The sequence below is a fragment of the Corynebacterium sp. HMSC071B10 genome, from assembly GCF_001814825.1.
GTDB lineage: Bacteria > Actinomycetota > Actinomycetes > Mycobacteriales > Mycobacteriaceae > Corynebacterium.
The window spans coordinates 42,173-55,584 of the sequence record NZ_KV818016.1; the positions used below are offsets into that span (position 1 = coordinate 42,173).

12 protein-coding genes and 1 pseudogene are annotated in these 13,412 nt (G+C 67.2%); 8 read left to right on the forward strand and 5 right to left on the reverse strand.

The genetic code is table 11. The features are described from left to right. The first annotated feature begins 172 nt into the window (after positions 1-172). Positions 173-2,848 (forward strand): ATP-dependent Clp protease ATP-binding subunit, encoded by a 2,676-nt coding sequence (locus HMPREF2990_RS09070; RefSeq protein WP_070764251.1) that lies wholly within the window; start codon positions 173-175, stop codon positions 2,846-2,848. On the opposite strand, the gene HMPREF2990_RS09075 is transcribed toward HMPREF2990_RS09070, so the two are convergent. From HMPREF2990_RS09075 to HMPREF2990_RS09085, 3 genes and pseudogenes are all read right to left on the reverse strand, one after another. Next, positions 2,845-4,155: a lipase family protein gene (locus tag HMPREF2990_RS09075; protein ID WP_070764253.1), complete on the reverse strand. Its 1,311-nt coding sequence runs from the start codon at positions 4,153-4,155 to the stop codon at positions 2,845-2,847. The genes HMPREF2990_RS09070 and HMPREF2990_RS09075 overlap by 4 nt on opposite strands. Positions 4,156-4,165: 10 nt before the next feature. Next, positions 4,166-4,901, reverse strand: a pseudogene (gene zupT / locus HMPREF2990_RS09080) (zinc transporter ZupT). 15 nt (positions 4,902-4,916) lie between these two features. Beyond that, the gene (locus HMPREF2990_RS09085; protein ID WP_070764255.1) at positions 4,917-5,777 is read right to left on the reverse strand and encodes an HhH-GPD family protein; all 861 of its coding nucleotides are present in this window, start codon (positions 5,775-5,777) and stop codon (positions 4,917-4,919) included. Here HMPREF2990_RS09085 and HMPREF2990_RS09090 point away from each other — a divergent pair, their 5' ends adjacent. Together HMPREF2990_RS09090 and HMPREF2990_RS09095 are read left to right on the forward strand one after the other, a co-directional pair. Beyond that, a complete protein-coding gene (locus HMPREF2990_RS09090; RefSeq protein ID WP_070764257.1) occupies positions 5,778-6,407 on the forward strand; it encodes a carbonic anhydrase in 630 nt (209 codons plus the stop codon). A 9-nt stretch (positions 6,408-6,416) separates the two neighbouring features. Continuing rightward, complete coding sequence (locus HMPREF2990_RS09095) at positions 6,417-7,163, forward strand: hypothetical protein (protein WP_070764259.1); 747 nt, start codon at positions 6,417-6,419, stop codon at positions 7,161-7,163. Here HMPREF2990_RS09095 and radA read toward each other — a convergent pair. Then, entirely contained in the window at positions 7,156-8,502 is a 1,347-nt protein-coding gene (radA, locus tag HMPREF2990_RS09100; protein WP_083317119.1) for a DNA repair protein RadA, read from the reverse strand. The genes HMPREF2990_RS09095 and radA overlap by 8 nt on opposite strands. Beyond that, entirely contained in the window at positions 8,495-9,037 is a 543-nt protein-coding gene (locus HMPREF2990_RS09105; protein ID WP_070764261.1) for a hypothetical protein, read from the reverse strand. Before HMPREF2990_RS09105 ends, radA begins: the two co-directional genes overlap by 8 nt. A gap of 221 nt (positions 9,038-9,258) precedes the next feature. Here HMPREF2990_RS09105 and HMPREF2990_RS09110 point away from each other — a divergent pair, with 221 nt between their 5' ends. Genes HMPREF2990_RS09110 through rlmB form a run of 5 tightly spaced genes read left to right on the forward strand, consistent with a single transcriptional unit; the run spans position 9,259 to position 13,412 of the window. Further along, the gene (locus tag HMPREF2990_RS09110; RefSeq protein WP_070764263.1) at positions 9,259-9,843 is read left to right on the forward strand and encodes a CarD family transcriptional regulator; all 585 of its coding nucleotides are present in this window, start codon (positions 9,259-9,261) and stop codon (positions 9,841-9,843) included. Between the two features lie 2 nt (positions 9,844-9,845). Further along, positions 9,846-10,562, forward strand: coding sequence for a 2-C-methyl-D-erythritol 4-phosphate cytidylyltransferase (ispD, locus tag HMPREF2990_RS09115; RefSeq protein ID WP_070764265.1), 717 nt, complete (start codon positions 9,846-9,848; stop codon positions 10,560-10,562). Positions 10,563-10,591: 29 nt separating this feature from the next. Further along, positions 10,592-11,077 (forward strand): 2-C-methyl-D-erythritol 2,4-cyclodiphosphate synthase, encoded by a 486-nt coding sequence (gene ispF / locus HMPREF2990_RS09120; protein ID WP_070764365.1) that lies wholly within the window; start codon positions 10,592-10,594, stop codon positions 11,075-11,077. Between the two features lie 5 nt (positions 11,078-11,082). Further along, positions 11,083-12,471 (forward strand): cysteine--tRNA ligase, encoded by a 1,389-nt coding sequence (cysS, locus tag HMPREF2990_RS09125; protein WP_070764267.1) that lies wholly within the window; start codon positions 11,083-11,085, stop codon positions 12,469-12,471. Positions 12,472-12,479: 8 nt separating this feature from the next. Beyond that, a complete protein-coding gene (gene rlmB, locus HMPREF2990_RS09130) occupies positions 12,480-13,412 on the forward strand; it encodes a 23S rRNA (guanosine(2251)-2'-O)-methyltransferase RlmB (protein WP_070764269.1) in 933 nt (310 codons plus the stop codon).

Below are 13,412 nucleotides of genomic sequence, written 5' to 3' on the forward strand. Positions count from 1 at the left end.
ACCCATTATCGGCCCGAAACGGAACCAACGGCACAGATTCAACGTCTAATTAGGGTTGGGCGTTTTGGCGTCGTCAAGCAAAGGGCCCCGTGTTCGCCTGTGGCGAACACGGGACTACCGGGGCCAAACGCGCGTTAGAGTAGATGAAAACTCACGAGTAGAAGGGGCAACCATGTTTGAGAGGTTCACGGACAGAGCACGGCGCGTTATCGTGCTTGCGCAGGAAGAAGCGCGCGAGCTTAACCACAATTACATGGGTACTGAGCACATCCTGCTCGGCCTGATTAAGGAAGGCGAGGGCGTGGCCGCCAAGGCGCTCGAGTCCATGGGGATCAACCTGGACGATGTGCGCCGCGAGGTCATCGACATTATTGGCCACGGCTCGCAGCCGGTGACCGGGCACATCCCGTTTACCCCGCGCGCCAAGAAGGTGCTTGAGCTGTCGCTGCGCGAAGGCCTGCAGATGGGGCACAAGTACATTGGCACCGAGTTCCTGCTGCTCGGCCTGATCCGCGAGGGCGAGGGTGTCGCCGCGCAGGTGCTGACCAAGCTCGGGGCCGACTTGCCGACGGTGCGTCAAACCGTCATCCAGCTGCTCTCCGGCTACGAGGGCGGCGACAATCAGAACCCCGAGACCCCGCAGGCGGGCCCCGGCCCGGGCCCGCGCAGCGGCGGCCAGCAGGGTGAGCGCTCCAACTCGCTGGTCCTGGATCAGTTCGGCCGCAACCTGACGGCCGCGGCGAAGGAAGGCAAGCTCGACCCGGTGGTCGGGCGCGACAAGGAAATCGAGCGCATCATGCAGGTGCTCTCGCGTCGCACGAAGAACAACCCGGTGCTCATCGGTGAGCCCGGCGTGGGTAAGACCGCCGTGGTCGAGGGCCTGGCGCTGGACATCGCCAACGGCAAGGTGCCGGAGACGCTGAAGGACAAGCAGGTCTACTCGCTGGATCTGGGCTCGCTGGTTGCGGGTTCGCGCTACCGCGGTGACTTCGAGGAGCGCCTGAAGAAGGTGCTCAAGGAGATCAACCAGCGCGGCGACATCATCCTGTTCATCGACGAGATTCACACGCTCGTCGGCGCGGGCGCTGCCGAGGGCGCGATCGACGCGGCGTCGCTGCTGAAGCCGAAGCTGGCCCGCGGCGAGCTGCAGACCATCGGCGCGACCACGCTGGACGAGTACCGCAAGCACATCGAGAAGGACGCCGCGCTCGAGCGCCGCTTCCAGCCGGTGCAGGTCGACGAGCCAAGCATCGAGGACACCATCCAGATCCTCAAGGGCCTGCGCGACCGCTACGAGGCGCACCACCGCGTCTCCTACACGGACGACGCCCTCAAGGCCGCCGCGAACCTCTCGGACCGTTACATCAACGACCGCTTTCTGCCGGACAAGGCCGTCGACCTGCTCGACGAGGCCGGCGCACGCATGCGCATCAAGCGCATGACCGCCCCGGAGGAGCTGCGCGAGGTGGACGATCGCATCGCGGAGGTCCGCAAGGAGAAGGAAGCGGCGATTGACGCCCAGGACTTTGAGAAGGCCGCTGGCCTGCGCGACACCGAGCGCAAGCTGGGCGAGGAGCGCGCGGAGAAGGAAAAGAAGTGGCGCTCCGACGACCTGGAGGACATCGCCGAGGTGGGCGAGGACCAGATCGCGGACGTGCTCGCGCACTGGACTGGCATCCCCGTGTTCAAGCTCACCGAGTCCGAGTCCTCGCGCCTGCTCAACATGGAGAGCGAGCTGCACAAGCGCATCATCGGCCAGGACGAGGCTGTCAAGGCTGTCTCGCGTTCGATCCGTCGTACCCGCGCGGGCCTGAAGGACCCGAAGCGCCCGTCTGGCTCGTTCATCTTCGCCGGTCCGTCCGGTGTGGGTAAGACGGAGCTGTCGAAGGCGCTCGCGGAGTTCCTCTTCGGCGACGACGATTCGCTGATCCAGGTGGACATGGGCGAGTTCCACGACCGCTTCACTGCCTCCCGCCTCTTCGGCGCGCCTCCGGGCTACGTCGGTTACGAGGAGGGCGGCCAGCTGACGGAGAAGGTGCGTCGTAAGCCGTTCTCGGTCGTGCTTTTCGACGAGATCGAGAAGGCCCACAAGGAGATCTACAACACGCTGCTCCAGGTGCTCGAGGAGGGCCACGTCACCGACGGCCAGGGCCGCGTCGTGGACTTCAAGAACACGGTGCTCATCTTCACCTCGAACCTGGGTACCGGCGATATCTCGAAGCCGGTCGGCCTGGGCTTTACGGGCAACACCTCGACCGACGCCGAGGCACAGTACGACCGCATGAAGGGCAAGGTCCACGACGAGCTGAAGAAGCACTTCCGCCCCGAGTTCCTCAACCGCATCGACGAGATCGTGGTCTTCCGCCAGCTCACGCAGGAGGAGATCGTGCAGATGGTCGACCTGCTCATCAGCCGCGTGGACCTCAACCTCGCCGCGCAGGACATGGGCATCGAGCTTACCGACGCCGCGAAGAACCTCCTGGCGAAGCGCGGTTTCGACCCCGTGCTCGGTGCGCGCCCGCTGCGCCGCACCATCCAGCGCGAGGTGGAGGACGTGCTCTCGGAGAAGATCCTCTTCGGCGAGATTGGTGCCGGCGAGATCATCACCGTCGACGTCGACGGCGATGTGGAGGGCGACGAGAAGAACGCGAAGTTCACCTTCACGCCGCGTCCGCGCCCGCTGCCGGCCGAGACCTTCGATAGCGCCGAGGACGCTGCCGAAGAAGAGGAGGTCCGCGAGATCGACCCGGCGAAGGAGCAGCCGGAGTCTGAGGCTTCGCAGTTCCCGGACGAGACGCCCGAGAACCCGGAGCCGAATGACAAGGGCAACGGCCCCGAACCGGTCTAAGTAAACATCTGCCCCACTGCGGGCCAGAACCCCGGTGCAAGCACGGGCACGAGCGCGGCGATCACAGCCAGGATCGCCACGACGGTCGTGGCCGCGACTTGCCCGGGGTTAATCTGCTTTTCGGGCATGTACTTGGCCAGCCACTGCAGCGCGTCGCCGTAGTTGAACAGCAGGGGTGCTGCGTGCCCGGCGGCCGGGATGTTGCTGATGGGGTAGGAGCTGGCGCGGGCAAGCTTGCCGGCTTCCTCGAAAACGGGGGCGGTCAGGGAGGACAGCGGATTGGATGCCGTGCCGCGTAGCTGGACGAGTTCGTGGGTCACATCGGAGCCGTGTGCCTCGTAGTCCTTGGCCAGCTGGATGGCTTGGGGCGCGGGCACGAGGTCGTCGTCGGGGTTGGTCATGACCATGATGGGCATGGAGACGCCGACTTGGCCGAGTTTGTTGTGGTTGAGGGTGCGGGTGAAGCGTTCGTCTTCCAGGGCAAGCTCGGCAAGCGTGCGACCTCCGGTGAGGATGTCGCCGTGGGGGATGGGGGCGTCGGTGATGCAGTGGTGCTCGAGGGCGGCGAGCCAGCGGTGGCCTTCCTCGGTGAGGTACTCGTCGAGCGCGTCGCGGAACTCAGGGTAGGTGGAGGCGTAGCTTACCGTTGCGTATCCGACGACGGTGTCGAGCATGCCTGCGGTGCCCTGCTGCATCACGGCGAGCGGGTCGGCGGGTGGGGCGCCGGCGAAGGTGGCGCGCACGTCGAGTTCGGGCGCGTAGTCGGCGACAAGTTCGGCGGCTGCAGCGGCCGCGCCCCCGCCTTGGGAGTAGCCCCAAAACGCGATGGCTTCGTTGTCTTTGGCGGTGGCGCGGGCGGCGTCGATAAGCGCGTGGCCCTGCTCGATGCGATTGAGGTAGGTGTGGGTGCCGGGGGTGCCTAGCCCGATGTAGTCGGTGACGACGACGCGGTAGCCGGCGCGCGTGAGCTGGCCGACTAGGGGTGCTTCGTAGTTGATGCCGATGGAGTCGCCCTCGATCGAGGAGAGCATCGCCGTGCCTGCCGACGGCGCACAATGATCCGCCATGCCGCGGGTGCCGGGCGCGAGCGCGATGAGCCCGCGCGCGTGCGGCGTGTCGTAGAGTGCGCCGGAAACTTCGACGGTCTCGCCGGACTCAGTGGTGCTGGTGTAGCGGATGCGCTGGCCTTCGCTCGCCGGGACTGTGCTTGTGGAAATCAGTGTGCCGGGGGCCTCGCTCGCGACCGCCGGTGGCGCGAGCGCGAGGACGGCGGCGAGGGCAGTTGCGCGCAAAAAGGTCTGTTTCACACCTTGGATGCTAAGCCAACATGAGCAAGCTCGCGGCCATAAGCCCCATGCCGCCCATCATCCAGTAAACGGAGACGTGGTGATGGCCAGTCTGGATCGCGTTTGGCATGAGCTTGTCGACGCTGATGAACACCATGATGCCGGCGACGGCGGCGTAGGAAAAGCCCATGGTCTGCGGGCCGAGGAACGGCGAGATCAGCGCGAAGCCGAGAAGCGCGCCCGCCGGTTCCGCGAGCCCGGACAGGGTGGCCCAGCCGGCGGCGCGCCAGCGGCACCGCCACGGCCACGCCCTCCGGGATGTTGTGCAGCGCGATGGCGACGGCGATCGGGATAGCGAGCTTCGGGTCGGTGTAGGCGGCCATGAAGGTGGCAAAACCCTCGGGGAAGTTGTGCAGCGCGATCGCGATGCCGGTCATCAGTCCCGCGCGGCGCAGCGTGGTTGCCTGCGCGGCGGTCGAGGTGCTCGGCTCGTGCGGGTTGATGTCGTCGGGGACCAGCCGGTCGATCACCGCGATCAGTGCGACGCCGAAAAAGAAGGCGGCGATGGCGGACCAGTCGTTGTCCAGCGCCTCCATTGCCTCGGGCAGAAGCTCGACGAGCGAGATGTAGATCATCACCCCGGCAGAGAAACCGAGCGAGCCGGCGAGGAAGCGGTCCCCGATATCGCCCTTGAGCGCCACAAGCACGCCGCCGAGGCCGGTGGATAAGCCGGCGAGCAGCGTGATAGCTAGGGCGGTCGTGAACATGCGATGAGTATAGCCCTAGCTGGGCAGCCGGAACCTGCCGTCTGCGTCTTGCACGGCGAGGCCGTCTTCGAGCAGGGAAAACAGGGCGCGGTGGGTTTGGGCTGGGTGGGGCCAGGTGGCGTCGATAAGCGACTGCTCCACGGGCCCGGTGGCCTCGCGCAGCACGCGCATGATCTTGCCGCGGACCTGGCGGTCGGTGCCGGCGAACTTCTGCGTGCGCGGGGCGAAGTCGGCGGGCGGTTGGCCGGCGGCGAGCCACGCGCAGTCGACCACGGGGCATTCGCTGCATTTCGGCGCGCGCGAGGTGCACACGAGCGCCCCGAGCTCCATGAGCGCGACGGAGAGTTCCGGCCCGTGGGGGATTTCGGTCAGCTCGCGTTTACTCGGCCGCACCTGGGCGACGCCGCGCACCGCACGCGCGTGGACGCGCCGCACGTTCGTGTCCACCACCGGCACGTCCTGGCGGAAGGCGAAGTTCGCCACGGCGCGCGCGGTGTAGTCGCCGATGCCGGGCAGCGCGAGTAGCGCGTCGACATCCGCGGGCACCTCGCCGCCATGCTTCTCGACGATCACCCGCGCACACTCCAACAACCGCAACGCCCGCCGCGGGTAGCCGAGTGTGCCCCAGGCGCGCAGCACCTCGTCGGTGCCCGCCTGGGCGAATGCGTGCGGGGTGGGCCAGCGCGCGATCCACTCCTCCCAGATCGGGGCGACGCGCTCGACCTGGGTTTGGTGGCTCATGACCTCGGAAAGCAGCACTCCCCAAGCGCTCGTGCCCGGCTTGCGCCACGGCAGGTCGCGCGCGTTGCGGCGATACCACGAGACCAAATGCTCATATTGCTTCGAAACTTCCACGATGAGTGACAGAATAAACATATGACTGAACAAACAGAACTCGACCCGTCCACCCCCGCCGAAGTGTGGGCCGCGCTGAAGGCGGGCAACGAGCGCTTCGCCACCGACCAGACTCTCGCCCCGCACCGCGACTCCGCCCGCCGCAGCGCCCTGACCTCCGGTCAGAACCCCTTCGCCGCCGTCATCGCCTGCTCCGACTCGCGGGTACCCGTCGAGCTGCTTCTCGACGCCGGGTTCGGCGACGTCTTCGTCATCCGCAACGCCGGCGGCTGCATCGATTCCTCCGTCAGTGGCTCGGTGGAGTTCGCCGTCGAGGACCTGGGTGTCTCTCTCGTTCTCTTCCTGTCGCACGAGCGCTGCGGCGCGATCGGCGCGGCGATCCAGGGCGTGAACAGCGCGGCCCTGCCGACGAATCTGACTCGCGTGTTTGTGGAGAAGATCGCGCCGTCGGTAATCAGCGCCCAAGCAGACGGCCCGGTCGATAGCGCGGAGATCGAGCGCACCCACGCCAAGGTCACCGCCGAGCACCTCATCGCCCGTATCCCCGCACTCCGCAAGGGCATCGACGAGGGCACCGTCGCCATGGTTGGTGCGCGTTACCGGCTCGAAGACGGCCGCGTCGAGACCGTGTATGAGAACTTTGGCAACTAAGGTGAAGGCATGACACACCAGCGCCCCCCAGCACGGCCCCCGCGGCGGAAGCACGCACCGGAGATCTACATGCGACGACGCGTCCTCGCGCTCGTCCTGCTTCTGCTTGTGGTGGCGCTAATCATCTGGGGCATGGTCGCCTTCGCCAAGGCGGTCGGCGGCTCGGGCAAGGACGAAAACCCGGAGAGCTCGGAGACAGTCGCCACCGCCACCGAGGACGCGCCGGTGACCGAGGACGCGCCGGTGACCGAGCCGACCGTGCCGGAGCCGAGCGACGCGCCCGCTTCGCCTTCTTCCAGCGCAGCACCAAGCGAAGAGGCGAAGGAGGAGGACACCGCCACGGCGGCCGCGCCGGAAAACCCCGGCGAGTGCTCGCTGAAAGACCTGCGGATCACCGCGATGACGAACCAGCCCTCCTACCCGGCGGGCACCGAGCCGGTGCTCTACATGGAGGTGGAAAACCCCACCGAGGTGGACTGCGAGATCGACCTGGAGGCCTCGCCGCTGCGCTTCGAGGTGTACTCCATGGGCACCAACGACCGCATCTGGTCGGACACGGACTGCAACGCGCCGATGCTCACCGGCAGCGAAACCTTCGCGCCGGGTGAGACCCGCGGGTTTGAGGCGCGCTGGTCCGCCACCAACTCCGCGCCCGATGCGTGCGAGAACCGCGCGCCGGTGCCGGCGGGCTCCTACTTCCTGCACGCGGTGATTGGCGATAACGCCTCGGACCCGGTGCCGTTTAACATCACCTAGCGGGGGAGATGGCCGCAATCGCTTGGGCAAGCGTTGCGGCCTCGGTGATTTCCATGCCGTCCACGGAAGCTTCCGCGCCCGCGGGGACGATGGCGCGCTCGTAGCCTAAGCGGGCGGCCTCCTGGAGGCGGCGCTGCAGGTTGGGCACGCGGCGCAGCTCGCCGGCCAGGCCGACTTCGCCGATGACCACGGTCTTCGGCGGCAGCGGGGTCTCGTGCAGGCTGGACCAGGTAGCGAGTGCGACCGCCAGGTCGGTCGCCGTCTCGGTGATCCGGACACCGCCGACGGTGGCCACGTAGGCGTCCTTGTCGTTGGTGCGCTGCCCGCAGCGGGCCTGCAGCACGGCAAGCACCATCGGCACGCGGTTGAAATCCAGGCCGGTGACGACGCGCCGCGGGCTCTTGTTCACCGGATCGACCGTGAGCGACTGCACCTCGGCCAGGATGGGGCGCACCCCGTCCATCGCCACGGTCACCGCGGAGCCGTCCGGCGTGTTGCCGCGGTGGGAGAGGAAGAGCCCGGAGGGGTCCGGTACTTCGCGGATGCCCTCGGAGGTCTGCTCGAAGCAGCCGACTTCGTCGGTCGCGCCAAAGCGGTTCTTGATCCCGCGCAGCATGCGCAGCGAGGAGTGGCGGTCGCCCTCGAAGTTGAGCACCACGTCCACGAGGTGCTCGAGCACGCGCGGGCCGGCGACGTTGCCGTCCTTGGTCACGTGCCCCACGAGCAGCACCGGCATGTTCGTCGTCTTGGCCAGGGTGGTCAGTGCGGCGGTCACGGCGCGGGACTGCGCGACCCCGCCGGCGACTCCCTCGACGCCGCTGGCTTGCATGGTCTGCACCGAGTCGACGATCAAGAGCGAGGGCTTGAGCTCCTGGACGTGCCCGAAGACGACGTCCAAGTTGGATTCTGCAGCGAGGTAGAGACTGTCTTTCAGCGCGCCGGTGCGCTCGGCCCGGCCGCGAACCTGGCCCGCGGACTCCTCGGCGGTGCAGTACAGCGCCTTGCGGCCTTGCTCGGCCCAGCGGGAGGCAACTTCGAGGAGGAGGGTGGATTTGCCCACGCCCGGCTCGCCCGCCATCAGCACGACGGAGCCAGGGACCACGCCGTTGCCCAGCACCCGATCAAGTTCGGTGATGCCGGAGGCGATGGTGTGGGTCGACGCCGCGTCGACAAGCGTGATGGGCTTCGCGCTTGACGCAGGCGTCAGCGGTGCGGAAGGGGCTGGCGCGCTTTCCTGCAGGGTCCCCCACGACCCGCATTCGGGGCAGCGCCCGAGCCACTTCGGCGAGGAGTACCCACACTCGGAACAGGTGTGGATACTGCGCGGCTTCTTAGCGATCTGCTTCGCGCTCCTGCTCGCCCGACTGCAGCGTCGGCGCGGACACAGCGACCTCAACCTCGAGCGAGGTGCTGTCGAACTCGAACTTCACCGGCACGACGCCGCCGTACGCGAAGTCCTGGTTCTCCAGCGAGGTGACCACGTACTGGATGGAGCCGTCCTTGGACTTCGGCATGTTCTTCAGGCCCTCGGCGGAATCCGCGACCAGCGAACCGTTGTACGTGATCGGGCGGGTGCTGCCGAGCGTGACCGGGGTGCCGTCGACGGTGACGGACTCGAGCGTGTGGTCCTTCATGCTGCGGTCCTGGTTGGTCACGGTGAACTTGACCGCGGCCTGGCCGTCCTCGGCGAGGATGACGGTGGCGTCCTGCACCGAGAGCTCCCTGTCCTCGGTGAAGGCGGTGGCGCCGTCGACCGCAGCAACCTGGTTCGAGGTCTGGGTGATCTGGCCGGCGGAGCAGCCGGTAAGTGCCAGTGCGGAGGCGACTGCGACAGCGGCGAGCGGCTTCAGGGACTTCACGTGGGTGTCCTCCATCGTTTATGTAGAGCGCGTAGTTTTCTCCGCTTTACCTTAGCCGGAGCTGGTGTGGTTTTCCCAGTTTCCTTGCCCTTCCCAGGGCCGCCCAGGCCAATCGGGGGTAAACTTTGGTTGCGGTTTTTGGGCCTGCCGGGAGGGTGTGGTGGGCGTGGCGCGAGTAAGCACGTGCGAAAACGCTACGGTGGTAGGGTTGGGCAACGATGACTGAAGGAGCTTCAATGGAATTCAAGGTCGGCGAAGTCGTGGTTTACCCGCACCACGGTGCGGCGAAGATCGCGGATATCGAGCAGCGCGAGATCGGCGGGGAGACCCTCGACTACCTGGTGCTGCAAATCCTCCAATCCGACCTGGAGGTCCGCGTGCCGGTGAAGAACACTGAGCTCGTCGGCGTGCGCGACGTGGTCAACGAGGAGGGCCTGCAGAAGGTCTTCTCCGTGCTGCGCGAAGAGGACGTCGAGGAGGCGGGCAACTGGTCCCGCCGCTACAAGGCGAACCAGGAGCGTCTCGCGTCCGGCGACATTAATAAGGTGGCCGAGGTCGTGCGCGACCTGTGGCGTCGTGACCAGGGCAAGGGTCTGTCGGCGGGCGAGAAGCGCATGCTGGGCAAGGCCCGCCACATCCTCGTCGGCGAGCTGGCGCTGGCCGAGCCGGTGGATGAGAAGAAGGTCGAGGAGATGGAAGAGGCCATCCGCAAGATCATCGATGAGCAGGTCAAGGCCGGGATCTCGATCGCGCCGGAGCCTGCGGACGATGACGAGGATGACCTGGACATGGAGGACCTCTCCTTCGACGACGAGAAGTAGCCGTGTCTCGTAGGGTCGTCGCCGTTGTCGCGGCCGCAGGTCAGGGCACCCGCCTGGGCGCGGATGTGCCGAAGGCGTACGTGCCGCTGCGCGGCCGCAGCCTGCTCGAGCGTTCGGTGACCGCGATGGAGACCGCCGAGATCGTCGACGCGATTCATGTGGTAGTCAGCCCCGCGATGGAGCCGGTAGCCCGCCGCGCTCTGCAGGGCCACGACGTCACCTTCGTCCACGGCGGTGCCGAGCGCGCCGATTCCATCTATGCGGCGCTCCGCGCAATCCCGCTTGCCGACGCCTGCGTGCTCGTCCACGACGCCGCCCGCGCATTAACCCCGCCCGGGATGATCGCGCGCGTGGCCCGCGCAGTCCTCGACGGGGCCGATGCCGTGGTGCCGGTGCTGCCGGTCGCCGACACGATCAAGGAAATCTCCGCCTCTGGTGCAGTGGTGGCCACCCCGGACCGCTCGCGCCTGCGCGCCGTGCAGACGCCGCAGGGCTTTGACCTGCGTAAGCTGCGCGCGGCGAACGAGGCGTACTTCGCGGGTGAGCAGGACTTCGTCGCCACCGATGACGCCTCGCTGATGGAATGGTTCGGCACAGAGGTCGCGACCGTACAGGGCGACCCGATGGCGTTTAAGATCACGACCCCGATCGACCTACGCCTGGCCACCAGCATCACCGACGAGGCCGAGCCGACGATCTTCGAGGTACCGGGCAACTAGGGGCAACTCGCGCGGGTAGTGTGGCGGGCATGACTCAAGACTTTGCCAAGCTGCGCGTTGGAACTGCCTTTGATGCCCACCAGATCCAGGAGGGTAAGCCTTGCTGGATCGCGGGCATTTTGCACGAGGGCGTCGACGGGTGCGAGGGGCACTCGGACGGGGACGTAGTCGCGCACGCGGTGGTGGACGCGGTGCTGTCCGCAGCTGGTTTGGGGGATTTGGGCTCGTTCGTCGGTGTGGGTCGCCCGGAGTACGACGGGGTGATGGGCACCCAGCTGCTGAAGGAGTTGCGCGAGCTGCTGCAGCGCGAGCGCGTGCGCGTGGTGAACGTTTCCGCCCAGCTGATCGGGCAGAGCCCGAAGATGGGCCCGGTGCGCGATAAGGCCGAGCAGGCCTTGAGCGAGGCGCTGGGCGCGCCGGTGTCGGTGTCGGCCACCACCACGGACCACATGGGATTTACGGGTGCGGGCCAGGGGAGGGCTGCGATTGCGACGGCGCTGGTTGAACTAAGCTAGCGGGCGTGACTCAACGCATCTTTGATACCAAAACCCGCACGCTGAAAGACTTCGAACCCCTGCGCGAGGGGCACGTGTCCATTTACCTGTGTGGTGCGACGCCGCAGTCCGCGCCGCACATCGGGCACTTGCGCTCCGGCGTGGCTTTCGACATTGTGCGTCGCTGGTTTTTGGCCAAGGGGCAGGACGTGGCGTTTGTGCGCAACGTCACCGATATTGATGACAAGATTTTAAACAAGGCCGCCGAGAACAATCGCCCCTGGTGGGAGTGGGTGTCTACCTACGAGCGCGAGTTCACCCGCGCCTACGACACACTTGGTGTGCTGCCGCCGTCGGTGGAGCCGCGCGCCACGGGGCACGTCACCCAGATGGTCGACTACATGCAGCGCCTGATGGACCGCGGCTTCGCGTACGCCGCCGACGGCTCCGTCTACTTCGACGTGGACGCGTGGGTCGCCGCCGAGGGGTCCGATTACGGCTCGCTGTCCGGCAACCGCCCGGAGGACATGGCGCGCGGGGACGCGGGCGCGGGCAAGCGCGGCCCGCTTGATTTCGCGCTGTGGAAGGCGGCGAAGCCGGGCGAGCCGAGCTGGCCGACTCCGTGGGGCGAAGGCCGCCCGGGCTGGCACCTGGAGTGCTCGGCGATGTCCACCTGGTACTTAGGTCCCGAGTTCGACATCCACGGCGGCGGCCTTGACCTGCAGTTCCCGCACCACGAGAACGAGCAGGCCCAGTCCCACGGCGCGGGCGACGGTTTTGCGCAGTACTGGATGCACAACCACTGGGTGACCATGGCGGGCGAGAAGATGTCGAAGTCGCTGGGCAACGTGCTCTCCATCGACAACATGCTTGAGGCCGTCCGCCCGGTCGAGCTGCGTTACTACCTGGGCAGCGCGCACTACCGCAGCGTGTTGGAGTACTCGCCGGAGGCGCTCCAGGAGGCGGCCGCGGGGTATCGCCGCATCGAGGACTTCGTGCACCGCGCAGGCACGCCGGAGCCATCCACCTGGTCGGAGGCCTTCGAGCAGGCGCTTGACGACGATTTCGCGGTCCCCAAAGCCCTCGCCGAAATCCACAACACGGTCCGCGCCGGCAACAGCGCACTCGTCGCAGGCGACACCGAGAAGGCCACCGAGCTGGCTGCGCAGGTGCGCGCGATGGCTGCCGTGTTGGGTGTAGACCCGGGCGCGTGGGACAATGACGCAACTGGCGGCGCGGCCGATCAGGCGCACCACGCGCTGGACACGTTGGTGCAGGCGGAGCTCGCTCGCCGCACTGAGGCCCGCGCGAACAAGGACTGGGCGGTTGCCGACGAGGTACGCGACCGTCTCAAAGCGGCGGGCATCGAGGTCACCGACACCGCCGACGGCCCGACCTGGCAGATCAAGGAGTAGGAGACGAGATGGCAAAGCCGTACCAGCGTCCAGATAAGCAGAAGACGCACAAGAAGGGGGCCACGAAGGGCTCCGGTGGGCAGCGCCGCCGCGGGCTGCGCGGCAAGGGCGCAACCCCGAAGGCGGAGGATCGCGTCTACCACGCGGCGCACAAGCGGAAGCAGGCGCGCGACCGTCGTAACCAGGGCCGCCACGAGCGCGAGCTGGCGGATATGGTGGTCGGCCGCAACCCGGTCATCGAGTGCCTGCACGCGAAGGTGCCCGCCGAGGCGCTGTACGTGGCGCAGGGCACCGGACACGACGACCGCTTAAGCGAGGCGGTTGCCATTGCTCAGTCGCGCGGCATCCCGGTCTCCGAGGTGCAGAAGCGCACACTGGACGAGATGACCGGCAACGGCATGCACCAGGGCATCGGCCTGAAGATCCAGCCCTACAAGTACGCCGACGTCTTCGACCTGATGAGCAAGGTCGACGGCAACGGCATGTTCGTGGTGCTGGACAACATCACGGATCCGCGCAACCTGGGTGCGGTGATCCGCTCAGCGGCCGCGTTCGGCGGCGACGGCGTGATCATCCCCGAGCGCCGCTCCGCCCAGGTCACGGGCGTGGCCTGGCGCACCTCTGCCGGTACCGCGGCGCGCCTGCCGGTGGCGAAGGCTACCAACCTCACCCGCACGATCAAACAGTTCAAGGACAACGGATACATGGTCGTCGGCCTGGATGCTGGCGGCGAGCACACGCTCGATACCTTCGACGGGGCGTGCGACCCGGTAGTCATCGTCGTCGGTTCGGAGGGCAAGGGCATTTCCCGCCTCGTGCGCGAGAACTGCGACGTGATCATGTCCATCCCCACCGAGGACTGGGTGGAGTCGCTCAACGCTTCGGTTGCCGCCGGAGTGGTGCTCAGCGAGTTCGCGCGCCAGCGCCGCGCGGCGAAGTAG

Coding starts and splice junctions, on each gene's coding strand:
- HMPREF2990_RS09070 (WP_070764251.1), top strand. CDS start 173: ATGTTTGAGAGGTTCACGGACAGAGCACGGCGCGTTATCGTGCTTGCG.
- HMPREF2990_RS09085 (WP_070764255.1), bottom strand. CDS start 5,777: ATGTTTATTCTGTCACTCATCGTGGAAGTTTCGAAGCAATATGAGCAT.
- HMPREF2990_RS09090 (WP_070764257.1), top strand. CDS start 5,778: ATGACTGAACAAACAGAACTCGACCCGTCCACCCCCGCCGAAGTGTGG.
- HMPREF2990_RS09095 (WP_070764259.1), top strand. CDS start 6,417: ATGACACACCAGCGCCCCCCAGCACGGCCCCCGCGGCGGAAGCACGCA.
- HMPREF2990_RS09105 (WP_070764261.1), bottom strand. CDS start 9,037: ATGGAGGACACCCACGTGAAGTCCCTGAAGCCGCTCGCCGCTGTCGCA.
- HMPREF2990_RS09110 (WP_070764263.1), top strand. CDS start 9,259: ATGGAATTCAAGGTCGGCGAAGTCGTGGTTTACCCGCACCACGGTGCG.
- ispF (WP_070764365.1), top strand. CDS start 10,592: ATGACTCAAGACTTTGCCAAGCTGCGCGTTGGAACTGCCTTTGATGCC.
- rlmB (WP_070764269.1), top strand. CDS start 12,480: ATGGCAAAGCCGTACCAGCGTCCAGATAAGCAGAAGACGCACAAGAAG.